Raw genomic sequence first — 15,921 nt, forward strand, 5'->3', positions numbered from 1 at the left:
GATTGTGTGAGCCCGTCCGACGGGAGCCACCCTCGCCGGACGTCCCGTTAGTCGATCTCTCGCCCTGCGATGGGCCGACTTGTCTGGGCGGCGCAACCCTGCCCTGAGGTCCAGTCGGGCAAGATGCGAAGCGTGACGGGGACCATCCACACTGTCCTAGACCGACTTCGCAGCGAAGCGCTGGACGAGCGGGACAAGGGCAGCAAGTTCGAGCGACTGATCAGGGCCTACCTGACCTCCGACCCCGAGTGGAAGTCGCGGTTCTCCGACGTCTGGCTGTGGTCGGACTGGCCCGAGCGCGCCGGCCGGCCGGACACCGGCATCGACCTGGTCGCGGCGAACGCCGACGACGGCGGACTCACCGCCATCCAGTGCAAGTTCTACGCACCGGGTCGCACGGTCGCCAAGGCCGACATCGACTCGTTCGTCTCCGCCTCCGCCTCCGCCCAGTTCACCAAGCGGATCGTCTTCGACACGGCAGCAGGCTGGTCGTCCAACGCCGAGGAGACGCTGGCGGGGGGAGTGGCTCAGCGCGTCGACATCGGGTACCTCGCCGACGCCGCCATCGACTGGGACCAGTTCTCCTGGACGACGCCGGAAATCGTCGTCCCGACGGGCAAGAAGACGCTGCGCCCACACCAGCAGAAGGCGCTGGACGATGTCCGCGCCGGGCTCGCCAAGCACGACCGGGGCCAGCTGGTGATGGCCTGCGGCACCGGCAAGACCTTCACCAGCCTGCGGATCGCCGAGGAGCTGGTCGGCGCGGGCGGCACCGTGCTGTTCCTGGTGCCGAGCATCCAGCTGCTGAGCCAGAGCCTGCGGGAGTGGATGGCCAACGCCGAGGTGGACATCGCGCCGTACGCGGTCTGCTCGGACGTCCGGGTCGGACGGCGCACGCCGTCCGACGACGCCGACCAGCTCCCGATCGACCTGACCGAGCCGGCCTCGACCGACCCGCAGACGCTCCTGAGCCGGTTCGAGGCGAACACGAACGCCGACGGCCAAATGCGGGTGGTGTTCTCCACCTACCAGTCGATCGACGTGGTCACCCGCGCCCAGGAGCTCGGCCTCCCCGGGTTCGATCTGGTCATCTGCGACGAGGCACACCGGACGACCGGCGTCACCCTCGCCGAGGGAGACGAGTCCGCGTTCGTGCGGGTGCACGACGCCGATGCCCTGAAGGCGGCCCAGCGGCTGTACATGACCGCGACGCCCAAGGTGTTCGGCGAGGAGGTCCGTCGCAAGGCAACGGACGCCGACGCGGTGCTGGCCGACATGGGCGACCAGAACACGTTCGGTCCGGAGCTGCACCGGCTCGGCTTCGGGCAGGCGGTCGAGGCCGACCTGCTGACCGACTACAAGGTGCTGGTGCTGGCCGTCGACGAGAAGTACGTGGCGGAGAACTTCCAGCAGGCCATGGCGAACTCCGGTGAGATCCAGCTCGACCAGGCCGCGAAGCTGATCGGCTGCTGGAACGGCCTGGCGAAGAACTTCGGCCCGTCGGCGACCGATGGCCAGCCGTCGGTCGTCGGCAGGGCGCCGATGCGGACGGCGGTGGCCTTCGCGCAGCACATCAAGGCGTCTAAGACGGCGGCCGCGGCGTTCCCGGACCTGGCCGACCGAGCGCAGATCGACCCCCGGAGGACCGCCCCCGGCTGCGGGTTCAGGCGGCGCACGTGGACGGCACGATGGGCGTGCACGAACGCAACACCCATCTTGCCTGGCTCAAGGAGCCCGCCCCCGACGGCGTGTGCCGCGTGCTCACCAATGCCCGCTGCCTGTCCGAGGGGGTGGACGTGCCCTCGCTGGACGCCGTCCTGTTCCTCACCCCCCGTGGCTCGCAGGTCGACGTGGTGCAGTCCGTCGGCCGGGTAATGCGCAAGGCGCCGGGCAAGGAGCTGGGCTACATCGTGCTGCCGGTGGTGGTGCCCAGCGGCGTCGCGCCGGAGGAGGCGCTGCGGGACAACGAGCGGTACAAGGTGGTCTGGCAGGTACTGCAGGCGCTACGCAGCCACGATGACCGCTTCCACGCGATGGTCAACCAGATCGACTTGAACAAGCGCAAGCCGGACACCATCGAGATCGTCTCCATCACCGGTCCGACGGACGGCGACGGCGTGGCCGTGCCCGACCCGGATCAGCCGGCGCAGAAGTCCACCGAGCAGTTGCTCATGGAGTTCCCGGCCGACGAATTCCGGGACGCGATGTACGCGCGGATCGTGGCCAAGGTCGGCGAGCGCCGGTATTGGGAATCCTGGGCGAAGGACATCGCCGACATCGCCGCCGCGCACGTCACCCGCATCAAGGGCCTGCTCGCGACGCCGGGGCCGGCGGCCACCGAGTTCGAGCACTTCGTCGCCGGGCTGCGCGGCAACCTGAATGACTCGATCACCGACCACGCCGCGATCGACATGCTGGCCCAGCACCTCATCACCCGGCCGGTGTTCGATGCGCTGTTCGCGCACTCCAGTTTCCTGGCCGGCAATCCGGTGGCCCGGACGATGGAGAACATGCTGGTGGTGCTCGATGCGCACGCGGTGGGTGCGGAGAACGAGACCCTGGAGGGCTTCTACGACACCGTGCGCAAGCGGGTCGCCGGGGTGGACAACGCCGCGGGCAAGCAGCGGGTGCTCGTGGAGCTGTACGACAAGTTCTTCGCCACCGCGTTCCCGAAGACGGTGTCGAAGCTCGGCATCGTCTACACGCCGGTGGAGATCGTCGACTTCATCCTGCGCTCGGCCGACGAGGTGCTGCGCGCGGAGTTCGGGCAGGGGCTGACCGACGAGGGCGTGCACGTGCTCGACCCGTTCACTGGCACCGGCACCTTCCTGGTGCGGCTGCTGCAGAGCGGGCTGATCGAGCCGCATGACCTGGCCCGCAAGTACGCGAACGAACTGCACGCCAACGAGATCCTGCTGCTGGCCTACTACATCGCCGCGGCGAACATCGAGACGACGTTCGAGGAGCTGGAGGGGACGCCGCAGCCGTTCCCCGGGCTGGTGCTCACCGACAGCTTCCAGTCGTGGGAGGACGGCGACCAGCAGGACATCAGCGTCATGCCGGAGAACAACGAGCGGTTGGAGCGGCAGAAGAAGTTGCCTATCCAGGTGATCGTTGGCAACCCGCCGTACTCGGCAGGCCAGGACTCGGCGAACGACGACAACGCAAACGAGAAGTACCCCACGCTGGACGCCGCCATCCGGGACACCTACGCCGCCCGCTCGACAGCGACGAACAAGAACTCGCTGTACGACTCCTACATCCGGGCGATCAAGTGGGCCACGCTGCGCATCCAGGATCGCGGCATCGTCGCCTTCGTGACGAACGGTGGATTTCTGGACTCGAACACCGCCGACGGCATGCGCAAGACGCTGGCCGAGGAGTTCTCGGCCATCCACGTGTTCAACCTCCGCGGCAACCAGCGCACGGCAGGCGAGCAGTCTCGCCGTGAGGGCGGCAAGGTCTTTGGCGCCGGCAGTCGAGCCACTGTCGCCATCACCGTGCTGGTCAAGAAACGTGGCCAGGCCGGATCGGCCACTGTGCATTACACCGACGTCGGCGACTATCTCACTCGCGAGCAGAAGTTGGCCCATGTCGCCGAGGCGGAAACTCTTGGTGGCTTGGCACCCGTGGTTATCGCGCCGAACGATCATGGCGATTGGCTCGGCCAACGCGCCGACGATTTTGTCAGCTTCCTGCCCATCGAGTCTGTCTTTGCAGTCCAGTCAGGCGGTTTGAAGACCAATCGCGATACATGGTGCTATTCCTTCGGCCGGGAATCAGTGGCTGAGAACATGACCAGGCTGGTCGCCACGTACGAGACGGACCGTGCCCGAGGCGCCACCGCAGCGACCGCAACGACGGACGGCAGTTTGATCAGCTGGAACCGGGGTCTCCTGGCGGATCTGGATCGGGGGCGTCCTCGTGAATTCAAGGGTGAGCGCGTCCAGTTAGCCGTCTATCGACCATTCACGAAGGCGAACGTCTACTTCGACCGCGCGCTGAATGACATGGTCTACAGGCTTCCCACGCTGTTTCCCGGCTCAACGCACGTGAATCGAGGGCTTGTCGTTGTTGCCCCGCGCATTGAAGCAGCGCCAGGGGTGGTCATGGTCGACCAATTGCCGGACCTGAGCTTCTACAGCTACACGGGGCAGTTCTTTGCGCGGTGGCACTACGAGAAGGTCGACGACGCGGGGATGTTCGACGTCCACGAGGGCGACGTCGTCGATGGCTACCGGCAGATCGACAACATCACCGATGAGGCGCTGGCCGCATTCACCGCCGCGTACCAGGGCGAGGCGATCAGCAAGAACGACATCTTCGACTACGTCTACGGGCTGCTGCACTCGTCGGAGTACCGGGAGACCTACGCGGCGGACCTGAAGAAGATGCTGCCTCGGATCCCGTTCGCGGCCGACTTCCGGGCGTTCGCCGATGCTGGCAGGCAGCTGGCCGAGGTGCACCTGGGCTACGAGACCGTGAAGCCGTACCCGCTGGAAGGGCTTGACGTGAGTGGCCCGGGCGGCGAGGCCAACTACGGGTTCTTCGCCGTCGGCAACAAGAAGATGAGCTTCGGCAAGCCCACTGCGGAGCAGAAGACCGAAGGTCTGCGGAGCGACAAGTCGGTCATCCACTACAACGACCGGATCACCCTGCGGGGCATCCCGGAAGAGGCGTACCGGTACACGCTGGGCAGCCGCTCGGCGATCGAGTGGATCATCGACCGCTACTGGGTGAAGACGGACAAGGCGTCGGGCATCGTCAACGACCCCAACGACTGGTCCCGCGAAGTCGGCGATCCGCGCTACATCGTCGACCTGCTGGCGCGCATCGTCACAGTGTCCTTGGAGACGATCAAGGTGGTCGACTCCCTGCCCCCGCTTGATACCCGCCACGACGGGTGAACGACACGGGACGGCCAGGCCGCGATCACGGTGCGCCGGCCGCCCCGATCGGGGCACAGGCCAGCCACGAGATGACACCTGGCCGTCCGTACCCGGCGTCGCTCGTGGGCTGGCGGCCCGTGCCCTGCAGCTGCACGACGCAGAGGTCATCCACGGCCGGGGCGCGCCTTATCCGCGCCTTAAGCACCGGTCAAACCCGGTGGTCAGTGGTCAACAGGGGCGGCACCGGTAAGGCACGGAAGGAGCAGCGCTGCCCGGCTGAGCTGCACAAACGGGCATCGGAGCTGGTCAGGACGTGGAGCGGGTGACCGGGATCGAACCGGCATGGCCAGCTTGGAAGGCTTGAGACTCTAGCCCTGTTCCCGCAGGCGGGACGTGAGGCACGCGGATGCCGTGCCTTCCGCGTGCCTTCAACACCGCGCTTGCAATGCCGGCGCATGCGGCGTCCCGGCTCCTCTTCGGCTCGGGGGTAACCCAGGGTGGGAGACGTCATGTCCTATCGCGGGGCGAGGCGATCAGCACCTTCCGGACCGAACAAGGTCGACGGGTTCGACGCCGTCGACCTCGCGATCCGCCTCTGGGTTGCTCCATGGCTCTGCGGAGCTGGCCGCCTCCTCGGGGGGCGGCCTGCTGCCGCGCAAGGAGGCGTTGCGCTTGCGGCGGGTAGGGGCGATCGCGGTGTCGTCGATGTCTCGGCCGTCACCGTGGCGTGCGCCAGCGAGCCGGTCAATGACCGGGAGTCTGCTCAGTAGTGCCAGTCTCGGCATGGCTCAGACGTCTGGGTGGGCTGTGGAGTTGTCTATGGACGGCCCTCGATCAGGAGGTCGTCGTGTCCCCCACACCCTCTCGCAGGACCGTGTCGCTCCATCTCAGAGCGAGCCGGCGGGCTGGGGGCTGCGGAGCAGCGCCCCGGCCTCGGTGGCGGGCATGGGCCGGTAGAGCAGGTAGCCCTGGGCCTGGTCGCATTCCTGCGCCTTGAGCTGCGCCAGCTGGTCCGGCTCCTCCACGCCCTCGGCGACGACGGTCAACCCGAAGGTGTGCGCCGCTCTGATCATTAGGGCGACGAGCTCGCGGTGGGCGGGCTCCGTGGAGGCCACGAAGCTGCGGTCGATCTTGAGCGTGTCGACCGGCATGTTGCGCAGCTGGCCGATGGAGGTGTATCCGGTGCCGAAGTAGTCGATGGCGATGCTGACGCCCATGGCGCGCAGCTCGGTGAGGTGGTCATTGGCCAGCGGGTCGTCGACCAGCACGGTCTCGGTGACCTCCAGGACCAGCAGGTGAGCGGGCAGCCCGGACGCCTCCAGCGCGTCGGCGACGTCGCTGATCACCCGCGGGTCGGCCAGGTGCCGTCCAGAGATGTTCACCGCGATCGTCGGGTCGGGCGCCCCCGGCGCGGCGGGGGACTCGGCCCGCCACTGCGCCAGCTGGCGGGTGGCCTCGTGCAGCATCCAGCGGTCGACCTCACCGATCAGTCGGGACCCCTCGGCCACGGGGATCCACTGGTCTGGAGCGACCGGTCCGACACCGGGTCGCGTCCAGCGGATGAGCGCCTCGTAGCCCATCAGCCGGTCGGTGGCGACCTCCATGACGGGCTGGTACGCCACCTGCATCTCACCGTTGGCCAGGCCGGTGGCGATCGCCACCTCCAGTGCCGCCCGCTGGTTGAGCTGCCGCCGCAGGGTTTCGTCGAAGATCTCCGCGCGGCCACGCCCCGCAGCCTTGGCGCGGTAGGCGGCGGCGTCGGCCTCGGCGAAGAGCACGTCGGCGTCGGTGCTGCCGTCCCGGCTGACCGCTACGCCGATGCTGGCGCCGATCCGGACCTGGGCACGCTGGACCACCATCGGCTCGCTGATCGAGGAGATCAGCCGGTGGCTGAGTTCCAGCAGGTCGTGCTCGGTGTGCACGGGCTCCACGAGGACGACGAACTCGTCGCCGCCCAGGCGGCAGACCACGTCGCCGGGCCGGACCCCGGCCGTGAGCCGGCGGGCGACCTCGCGCAGCACCTCGTCGCCGGCGGCGTGCCCGTGCCCGTCGTTGACCGCTTTGAAGCCGTCGAGATCCACGAAGAGCAGGCCGGTCATCTGACCGGACCGCCGGCCGCGGTGCAGCGCGCCGGTGACCAGCGTGACGGCCTGGGCGCGGTTGGGCAGCTCGGTGAGCGCGTCGTGGGTGGCCTGGTGGGCGAGGGCGGACTGCAGCTCCTCGCGCTGGCGTACCGCGTGCACGATCTCCTTGACCGACGCGTGGACGACCTCACCGAGCGGTCCGGGCAGCGGCTGGTCGAGCAGGGCGTCGTCGAGGTCGCCGCGGGCGACGGCCTGGGCCTGGTCCTGGATCCGGCGCAGCCCGGCGACGGCGGCTCCCAGCGCCGCCGAGACGGTGCGCACCTCGCGCGGTCCGGCGACCTCCACCTCCACCAGCGAGCCCTCGCTGATCTGGCTGGCCTGCCCGGCCAGCAGTCGCAGCGCGCCGGCCACGCTGCGGCCGAGCACCAGTGCGGCGAGCAGCGAGACGGCCAGCAGGCCGGCGGCGAGGAGAAGGATCCCCCGCAGCTGACCGGTGGCCTCCTCCCGGTCGGCGGACACCAGCGTGTGGGCGTTGCCGATCGCGGTCTCGACGAGCTCGCCCAGCAGATCGTTGCGCTCCTGGGTCTGGACGAGCAGCGTGGCGATCTCGGCGACGGACACGGTGGGGGTGTCGCCGTCCGCACCGCTGGTCAGCACGCCGTCCACGGCGCCCACGGCGTCGGACGTCTGCACGGCCCGCCATGCCTCTCGCAGCGAGGGCTGGGACAGGGACTTCATCTGGCGTTCGGCGTCGCTGTAGTCGAGCAGGGCGGTCTGCCACGCGGTGCGCGAGCCGATCATGCTGTCCCCGCCGGCGAACATGGACCCGAAGAAGAGCGGGAGCTGCCGGCTGGCGACCTGGCTGAGCCGCGCGATGGACTGCACGTCCTGGAGTGCCCGCAGGGTGACCCCCGGGATCCCTTCCGCGGTGGCGGCGGCTGCGGCGGCCTGCTGGGCGGTCATCAGATCGTTCGAGACGGCCAGGAAACGGAAGTAGACGTCCTCGATGTCGAGGTTCAGCGTGTTGCCACCGGAGCGCAGCAGGGCCAGGTCCGTCGCGGCGCGCTCGGCGGCAGCGGAGCCCACCGAGCCGGCCGGCACGCCGGCCAGCGCCCGATCGGTCACCGCTCGGACCCGCGCGGAGTCGCGCGCCATCGTCTCGGCCTGTACCTCCAGCAGTCCCGGCGGCAGGTCGAGCATGGCGATGGCCTCCGGGTTGGCGACGACGTGCAGCCACAGGAACGGGATCAGCTCCTGCTCCACGCTCCGGCGCGCGCCGTCGAGGGCCGCGAGGGTCCGCATGCCGTTCTCCGCGCGTGCGGCACTGTCCGCCTCGCTCGCCCGGGTCTGTGCCGCGGCGGTGGCCAAGACCATGACGCCGAGGAGCGGCAGCAGCACGAGCGCCGTCAGGTAGCACCACAGGGGCGAGGCGCGGCGCATGCTCTGCTCGGAGAACCGCACGAATCGCATGGTTCCGTATCGGTACGGCTCAACTCGTCTTGAGCGCGACCACCCATTCGAGGGGGGCGGTGTCCGTGACCGGTCGTGCCCGTCGGCCCCGGCGAGGTCCCTCGGGTCAAGCCCGGCGCGCACCGCTACACGCCACAGCGCCTCGCTCACGGCCTGAGGTGGGACGTGTCACGGAACGATGGGGACTCGCAACCTGATCGTGGAACCCGCCGCGGACCTCTGCCCGGGTGCAGGTCTCGCTGGGGATTGGTCGAAAGATGACGTGTGCAACCATCCGTTCCGAGCCGGTACGGGAATAGGCTGAAGTCCTCGCACGCGGGCGCCATGGCCCGGTGGCTGTGGTGCCGCACGTTGATTGGCGGCGACTGATGGGTGCCTCGGTAGTGGCCTGGGAGGCGACGGGGGAAGCGCTGTCGCGCCTGCTGGAGGAAGCCTTACCCGCCTTCACGTGGACCCTGGTTGCGGCGTTCTGTATGGGCGGCGTGGCGGTGTCCTGCTACGGCCTCTACGCCGCGGGTCGGCACCTGCTCCACGGTGCACCGGGGCGGTCCGGGCCGGTCGATGGCTCACCTGCACCGCGATTCGACGATGAGCTCGTGCACCGGGAAGCGGCGCGTGGCATCGCCGCCCTGGAGTCGTGGCTGGGCCAGTCATCGCCGGGGTCGACGGGAGGCGACGAGGCGGGATCCAGCGCCGAGGGCTGACCGGATGGCGGACTGCGTAGGTGGGGAGTTCCACCGGCGGCGGTAGAGCTGGAACCTTCGTCGGCAACGCCTTATGGTTGGCCCATGCAACTGGGTGGGGCCGGATCGGCTGAGGGGTCCATGGTGCGCATCGAACGTGAGCTGACCCATCTGGTCCGCCGGGCTCAGCGCGTCCAGCTCCACACCGATGGGCCCGTGGAGCCACTGGAGCGGAGCGCATACACGATCCTGGGCTTCCTCAACGACGAGGGACCGATGCGCAACGGGGCGTTGGCGGCCCGGTTGTACCTCGACGCCTCGACGGTGAGCCGGCACGTGGCCAGCCTGCAGCAGGCCGGGCTTGTCACGCGCGAGGCGGACCCCGAGGACGGGCGGGCCTGCCGGCTGCGGCTGACATCGGCGGGGCGGCGTGCGGTCGCTGGGACACGTCAGGTCCGCCGGAATGCCGTGCGCGAGCTGATCGGCTCGTGGCCGATCGACGAGCAGGACACCTTTGCAGCGCTGCTGGAACGGTTGAACGCAGGTCTCGACGGCAGAGTCACCGAGGCAATGGCCGGCGGAGCGCCGTCGCCCTCCGGCGCGAGCCCGGACAGATCCGCCGCAACCCCCGACGAAGCCGGTTCGAAAGAGGTCCTGCGCGCGTGAGTTCCCCTGCTCCTCACAGCCAGACGCCGGACTCCTCGAGCGGCCACCAGGGCCTGCCACCGTTGGAACACCGGCAGATCCTGACCGTGCTGCTCGGGCTCATGCTGGGCATGCTGGTCGCGGCGCTCTCGCAGACCATCGTGGCCACGGCGTTGCCGACCATCGTGGGCGAGCTCGGTGGGCAGGAGCAGCTGGCCTGGGTCGTCTCGGCGACGCTGCTGACCTCCACCGCATCCACACCGATCTGGGGCAAGCTGTCCGATCTCTACGGGCGGAAGATCATGTTCCAGTCCGCCATCGGGATCTTCCTGCTCGCATCCTTGGCCAGCGGCTTCGCGCAGGACATGGCGCAGTTGATCGCGTTCCGCGCGGTTCAGGGGCTGGGTGTCGGCGGACTGATGGCGTTGTCGCAGGCGATCATCGGCGACGTCGTCAGCCCGCGGGAGCGTGGTCGCTACCAGGGCTACATCGGTTCCGTGTTCGGGATCGCGACGGTCGCGGGACCGCTGCTCGGCGGGTTCCTCGTCGAGCACCTGTCCTGGCGGTGGACCTTCTGGGTGGGCATCCCGATCGGCGTGGCGGCCCTGATCGTCACCGAGCGCGTGTTGAAGCTGCCGTTCCCGCGCAGCCGGCACTCCATCGACTGGCTCGGTGCCTTCTTCATCGTCGCCTCGGTCAGCGCGCTGCTGCTGATGCTGTCGCTGGGCGGCAAGGAGTTCGCCTGGAACTCGGCCTGGACCTATGCGCTCGCCGCCGCGGCCGCCGTCCTGCTGGTGCTCGCCGTGTGGCAGGAGCGTCGCGCAGGCGAGCCGATCATGCCGCCGCACCTGTTCGCGAACCACACCTTCGTCGTCACCAGCCTGGCCGGCTTCGTCGTCGGTGTCGCGATGTTCGGCGCGATCATCTTCCTGCCGCAGTACCTGCAGATCGTCAAGGGGGAGTCGCCGACTGCTTCGGGGCTGCTGACGCTGCCGCTCATGGTGGGCCTGCTCGCTGCCTCCATCGGCTCCGGGCGGGCGATCACGGCCACCGGTCGGTACAAGATCTTCCCGGTGGTCGGCCTCCTGATCGCAGCGGTCGGGCTGGGGCTGATGAGCCGGCTCGCCGTCGACACCTCCCTGGTGGTGGCCGGGCTGTACATGCTGGTCACGGGCGTCGGCATCGGCCTGGTGATGCAGGTGCTGGTGCTGGCCACCCAGAACGCCGTGGAGCAGAAGGACCTGGGCGTGGCCACCTCCGGGGCCACGTTCTTCCGGTCACTGGGCGGCGCTTTGGGGGTGGCGGTGTTCGGCGCCCTGCTCACCCATCGCCTCGCCGACACCATCCCGTCCCGCCTCGCCGAGGCCGGCGTCCCGGCCGACCGGATCGCCGGCGGGACTCCGACGCTGGGCAGCCCCGAACAGATCGGCGCACTGCCCGAACCGGTGCACACCGCGGTCATCACCGGCTTCGCCGACGCGCTGCAGACCACTTTCCTCGCCGCCGTGCCGTTCGCTCTGCTCGGGTTCCTCGTGCTGCTGTTCTTGCGGGAGACCCCGCTGCGCGAACACGCGCAGGAGCACACCACCGGGGAGAACGTCGCAGAGGCCTTCGAGACGGCGGTCGATCCGGACTGCGATCTCGGGCATGGCGCGGACGATGCCGGACGCAGGAGCGCTTCCGACGCCCGCGGATCGGCCGGTGCGCGACTTCCGAAGGCCGAGCCATAGCGGCCTCTGCCGTCGGTAGTCGCGGGACCACCGGACCAGCCAGGCCAGCCTGTGTCTCCGGGGCGCTACAGCTAGCTGCCCCCAGATGCTGCCCGCAGACGGAACCCTTCCCTTTCGCACTGCACCGCGGGACCATGGTTGCAGTTCGCAACAGCCGGGGGTGACCCGCGGCGGTCGTGACGCTGTGAGCGGGCAGACCCCTGGAGAGAGGGGGGGCGGTGGAGTACCTCCTCCGAACCAGGCTGTACCTCTACAGCCTCGGCTTGTGGCTGCTGCGCGCGGCCCGTTTGCTGCTCTGGTGCCTGATGACCGGCAGCCTGGCCATGGGCACGGCGTGGACAGGACGTCCCGCGGTGCTGACCGACTGGCTGGCGGCCGGGCCCCCGACCTGGCGGCGACCGGGTCGCCAGCAGATCATGATCGCGCTCGAGGCGGCACGAGGGGTCGCCGCGATGGAATCGTGGATACGGGCCGGCTGCCCATCGGCGGCCGATCGGCCGGAGCGGGATCGAACTGAACGGCCCAACACCTCCGACTGAGCGCGGCCTCGAACGGGAGGCGCGAATGCTCAGGAGTCGGCGGCGCCGGGCTCTCTCGGGCCCGGGGCTTTCGAACTCGTCGATGGGACAGGGATCCCATCTGCGGCTCGGCCGGCGCGGCCGTCACTTACGCCGGCCGCCGGCCGGGACTTCCGACCGTTCGTGGACGGCCGCACCGGGAGCCCGCGTTTCCGCTCCTTCCAGCGGCCGGGGCTGATCCCTTTCCACCGTCGGAAGGCATGGACGAAAGTTGAGGCATCCGTGTATCCGAGCCGTCGAGCGACCTGCTCGACGCTCAGACCGGCGGTCACGAGCAGCTCCTCCGCCAGGTGTTCACGTGTCTGCTCCACGATGGCGCGGAAGGTGGTTCCGTCGTCCTCGAGCATTCGGCGCAAGGTCCGCACGCTGACGTGCAGCTCGGCGGCGACCTCCTCCTGTCCGAGGATCCGGCCTCCCGTGTGCACAAGGAGGTCCCGCACGCGTCCGCTCGTCCCCTGCCGTGAGTGGCGGCGCTGGAGGAGGTCCCGGCACTGGGCCTGGCAGAGTGCGGCGGTCAGGGGGGCCGCCTGCGGCAATGGCTGGTCGAGCAGGGCAGCGTCGAAGGCCAGCATCGACCGTGCGGTCCCGAACAGGGATGGCACGCCGAACGCGGTCTCGTACCCCGTGGGGTCGGCCGGTTGCGGCAGTCGCAGCGTCACGCGCAGCGGCACGACCGGGCGGCCGAGGGTTTCGCGCCACAGCTGGAGGGCCGCCGAGGTGTCGCGGAGCAGGACGAAGCGCCGGACGTGTTCCGGGACGTCCAAGTCGTCGAAGAACAGCCGGACCTCGCCCTCGTCCTCCTGGGCGCTGATGCGCGTCAGGGCGTAGGTGAGGTCGACGAACCGCATGGCGACCTCGTGTGCCTCACGCAGGGTGCGGCTCGAGAGCAGGGCGAAGCCCCAGATGCCGTAGCTCGCGAGCCGGTACCGCCCGCCGGCGGTCAGGCCTGCGTCCTCGGGCAGCGACTCGGCGACCGCGGCGATGGCGCGCAGCTCTTGGGCGCCGGTGATCTCGGCGTCCGGGTCCTCGAGGGCTGCTTCCGGTATCCCGCCGCCGGCCAGGACATCACGGCGAGGCAGGCCGTGCTCCATGGCGAGCGCGCACAGCAGAGCCACGCTGCCCGTGCCGCGGACGGGGGCGTCGAAGGGCTGAGGGTTGGCCGAAATAATCAACTTACGGCCTATTGTGTCATGGCTCACGTGGAACTCTCGCGGCTAGCTTCCGTGGTGACCGCCGTCACCCGGCAGATGGGTACCGAGCATGACCTTGACCGCAGACGCAGCACCTGGCACCGCCGAGGAAACCCAGCACGTCGACGTGCTCGTGGTCGGCGCGGGAATCTCCGGGATCGGTGCTGCCTACCACCTGAAGGAGCAGTTCCCGGGGAAGAGCTTCGTCATCCTCGACGCGCTGGACGCCCGGGGCGGCACCTGGTGGACCCACCGTTACCCCGGCGTCCGGTCCGACAGCGACCTGTTCACCTTCGGGTACGGGTTCAAGCCCTGGCGGGGCGCGTCGATCGCCGCCTCGGAGGAGATCCTGGCCTACCTGGACGAGGTCATCGAGGACAACGACCTGGGTGACCGGATTCGCTACCGGCACCGGGTGAGCGCGGCCAGCTGGTCATCGGAGGAGAAGCGCTGGACGGTGCACGTGACCCGTGAGGACACCGGCGAGTCGCTGCGCTTCACCACCGACTTCCTCTGGATGTGCCAGGGCTACTACGACCACTCCCGGCCCCACCGGCCGCAGTGGGAGGGGCTGGACCGGTTCCGTGGTCAGGTCGTGCACCCGCAGCAGTGGCCGGTCGACCTCGACTATGCGGGCAAGCGCGTCGTCGTCATCGGATCCGGAGCCACTGCGGCCACCCTCGTGCCGGCCATGGCGCAGGAGGCGGCGCACGTGACGATGCTGCAGCGCTCGCCGACGTTCTTCTTCGCCCGCCCCAGGACCCACGAGCTGGCGAACACGCTGCGCGCCCTGGACGTCCCTGACGAGTGGACCCACGAGATCCTGCGGCGCGCGTACATCGCCGAGGGCGACGAGATCACCCGGATGTCCAAGGAAGCGCCGGAGGAGCTGCGGGCCTTCATCATCGAATCGATGCGTCCCCTGCTGCCTGAGGGCTTCGACATCGACAAGCACTTCAACCCGACCTACCGGCCGTGGCAGCAGCGGCTCGCCCTCCTCCCGGACGGCGACCTCTTCACCGCCATCCGGGAGGGCCAGGCGTCGGTCGTCACCGACACGATCGACACGTTCACCGAGACCGGGATCCGCACCTCCTCGGGAGAGGAGCTGGAGGCCGACATCGTCGTCACCGCCACCGGGTTCGACCTGAGCCTGTTCGGGGGGGTCGCCTTCACCGTCGACGGGGAGCCGGTCGACTTTACCCAGCGGGTCACCTGGCGCGGCATGATGATCAGCGGCGTGCCGAACATGGCCTACGTGTTCGGGTATTTCCGCGCCAGCTGGACCCTTCGTGCGGACCTGGTCAGCGAGTTCGTCTGCCGGTTGCTCGCGCACATGGAGAAGCGGGGTGCGACGACAGTCGTCCCCACGCTGCGTCCGGAGGACGCCGGCATGCAGCTGCGGCCATGGGGCGATCCGGAGAACTTCAACTCCGGCTACGTCATGCGCACCATGCACCTGATGTTCAAGCAGGGTGACCGAGAGCCCTGGCTCCACCTGCTCGAGTACGCCGAGGAGCGCGACTCACTGCCTGCGCTCGAGCTCGACGACACCTCGTTGGTGTACGGCTGACCGGCCGGCCGGCGGTCGCGCTGCACCACCCACGAGTTCTTTCCGCACGTCCCGAGTCGTTCCCAGAAGGAGAATCCTGTGCCGGTTGACCCGCACATCGCCGCCGTCCTCAGCATGCTTGACCAGGCGGGCATGCCCCCCATGTACGAGGGGACCGCAGAGGCCGGGCGCGACCAGTACCTCGCGCTCACCCACGGCTCCCGGGCGCCCGAACACGTCGTCCAGGTCGGGAGCAGTGAGGACCGCACGGTGCCCGGCAGCGAGGGTGACCTCAAGGCGCGCGTCTACCGCCCCGAAGGCGAGGGCCCTTTCCCCACGGTGATCTTCTTCCACGGTGGGGGCTGGGTCATCGGTGACCTCGACACCCACGACAACATGGCCCGCAACGTCTGCAAGGGCAGCAGCGCCGTCGTGGTGTCCGTGGACTACCGGCTCGCGCCGGAGCACCCCTTCCCCGCCGCAGCGGACGACGCGGTGGCCTCCGCCCGTTGGATCGCCCAGCATCTCGACGAGTTCGGCGGAGACCAGCGGCTGGGTCTCGTCGGGGACAGCGCCGGCGGCAACCTCGCGGCTGTCGTGGCGCAGGTGCTGCACGCCGACGGGACAGCGCTGGTCGCCCAGTTCCTGATCTACCCGGCGGTGGACGCGGAGGGGGAGTACCCGTCCCGGGTCGAGAACGCCAAGGGCTACTTCCTGGAGAAGGACACCATGGATTGGTTCTACGGCCACTACGCGGGGGCATGGGACGACGCCAAGAACGCCCGCCTGTCGCCGCTGCACGCCGACCTCACTGGACTGCCCCCGGCGGTCGTCGTCACGGCGGAGTTCGACCCGCTGCGGGACGAGGGCGAGGCCTACGGCGAGGCGCTGCGTGCCGCGGGCGTCGCCGCGGACGTCCACCGCTACGACGGCATGATCCACGGCTTCTTCGACATGGGCGCGATCTCGCCCGCCGCGCAGAAGGCGATCGACGAGAGCTCTGCCCGGTTCGGCGAGCTGCTGCGCGGCTGACCGACCCCTGGATGCAGCCGGCTCCGTCCATTGGGCGGGGCCGGCTGCCCCGCACAGCCGGCGGCTCC

General features: G+C 69.4%; 9 protein-coding genes and 1 pseudogene. 8 read left to right on the forward strand and 2 right to left on the reverse strand.

Features of this window, described 5'->3' with window-relative positions; all coding sequences use genetic code 11:
* Positions 1 to 123: 123 nt before the first annotated feature.
* Both CRP29_RS23425 and CRP29_RS20780 read left to right on the forward strand, forming a co-directional pair.
* Positions 124 to 1,158: pseudogene (locus CRP29_RS23425) on the forward strand (restriction endonuclease); the annotation flags it as partial.
* Between the two features lie 518 nt (positions 1,159 to 1,676).
* Positions 1,677 to 4,907: a type ISP restriction/modification enzyme gene (locus CRP29_RS20780; RefSeq protein WP_245853159.1), complete on the forward strand. Its 3,231-nt coding sequence runs from the start codon at positions 1,677 to 1,679 to the stop codon at positions 4,905 to 4,907.
* Between the two features lie 869 nt (positions 4,908 to 5,776).
* On the opposite strand, the gene CRP29_RS20785 is transcribed toward CRP29_RS20780, so the two are convergent.
* Complete coding sequence (locus CRP29_RS20785; RefSeq protein ID WP_141437190.1) at positions 5,777 to 8,434, reverse strand: putative bifunctional diguanylate cyclase/phosphodiesterase; 2,658 nt, start codon at positions 8,432 to 8,434, stop codon at positions 5,777 to 5,779.
* Positions 8,435 to 8,775: 341 nt separating this feature from the next.
* Between CRP29_RS20785 and CRP29_RS20790 the strand changes: the two genes are divergently transcribed.
* From CRP29_RS20790 to CRP29_RS20805, 4 genes are all read left to right on the forward strand, one after another.
* Positions 8,776 to 9,147 (forward strand): hypothetical protein, encoded by a 372-nt coding sequence (locus tag CRP29_RS20790; protein ID WP_135095154.1) that lies wholly within the window; start codon positions 8,776 to 8,778, stop codon positions 9,145 to 9,147.
* Between the two features lie 120 nt (positions 9,148 to 9,267).
* Positions 9,268 to 9,792 carry a MarR family winged helix-turn-helix transcriptional regulator gene (locus tag CRP29_RS20795; protein WP_176523078.1) on the forward strand — a complete coding sequence of 175 codons (525 nt, stop codon included), beginning with the start codon at positions 9,268 to 9,270 and terminating at the stop codon, positions 9,790 to 9,792.
* On the forward strand, positions 9,789 to 11,501 hold the full coding sequence (locus CRP29_RS20800; RefSeq protein ID WP_097196968.1) for an MDR family MFS transporter: 1,713 nt from the start codon (positions 9,789 to 9,791) through the stop codon (positions 11,499 to 11,501). Before CRP29_RS20795 ends, CRP29_RS20800 begins: the two co-directional genes overlap by 4 nt.
* Before the next feature lie 218 nt (positions 11,502 to 11,719).
* Positions 11,720 to 12,040, forward strand: coding sequence for a hypothetical protein (locus CRP29_RS20805; protein ID WP_097196969.1), 321 nt, complete (start codon positions 11,720 to 11,722; stop codon positions 12,038 to 12,040).
* 29 nt (positions 12,041 to 12,069) lie between these two features.
* On the opposite strand, the gene CRP29_RS20810 is transcribed toward CRP29_RS20805, so the two are convergent.
* The gene (locus CRP29_RS20810; protein ID WP_141437191.1) at positions 12,070 to 13,251 is read right to left on the reverse strand and encodes an AraC family transcriptional regulator; all 1,182 of its coding nucleotides are present in this window, start codon (positions 13,249 to 13,251) and stop codon (positions 12,070 to 12,072) included.
* Positions 13,252 to 13,339: 88 nt separating this feature from the next.
* On the opposite strand from CRP29_RS20810, the gene CRP29_RS20815 reads away from it, so the two are divergent.
* Together CRP29_RS20815 and CRP29_RS20820 are read left to right on the forward strand one after the other, a co-directional pair.
* Positions 13,340 to 14,842 (forward strand): flavin-containing monooxygenase, encoded by a 1,503-nt coding sequence (locus tag CRP29_RS20815; RefSeq protein WP_097196971.1) that lies wholly within the window; start codon positions 13,340 to 13,342, stop codon positions 14,840 to 14,842.
* Positions 14,843 to 14,920: 78 nt separating this feature from the next.
* Positions 14,921 to 15,853 carry an alpha/beta hydrolase gene (locus tag CRP29_RS20820; protein ID WP_097196972.1) on the forward strand — a complete coding sequence of 311 codons (933 nt, stop codon included), beginning with the start codon at positions 14,921 to 14,923 and terminating at the stop codon, positions 15,851 to 15,853.
* Positions 15,854 to 15,921 lie beyond the last annotated feature (68 nt).

Origin of the sequence: Blastococcus aggregatus (genome assembly GCF_900221005.1) — a bacterium.
Taxonomy (GTDB): Bacteria; Actinomycetota; Actinomycetes; order Mycobacteriales; family Geodermatophilaceae; genus Blastococcus; species Blastococcus aggregatus.

Excerpts from the sequence above, each read along its gene's own strand:
- CRP29_RS20795 (WP_176523078.1), top strand. The coding sequence starts at position 9,268 with ATGGTGCGCATCGAACGTGAGCTGACCCATCTGGTCCGCCGGGCTCAG.
- CRP29_RS20815 (WP_097196971.1), top strand. The coding sequence starts at position 13,340 with ATGACCTTGACCGCAGACGCAGCACCTGGCACCGCCGAGGAAACCCAG.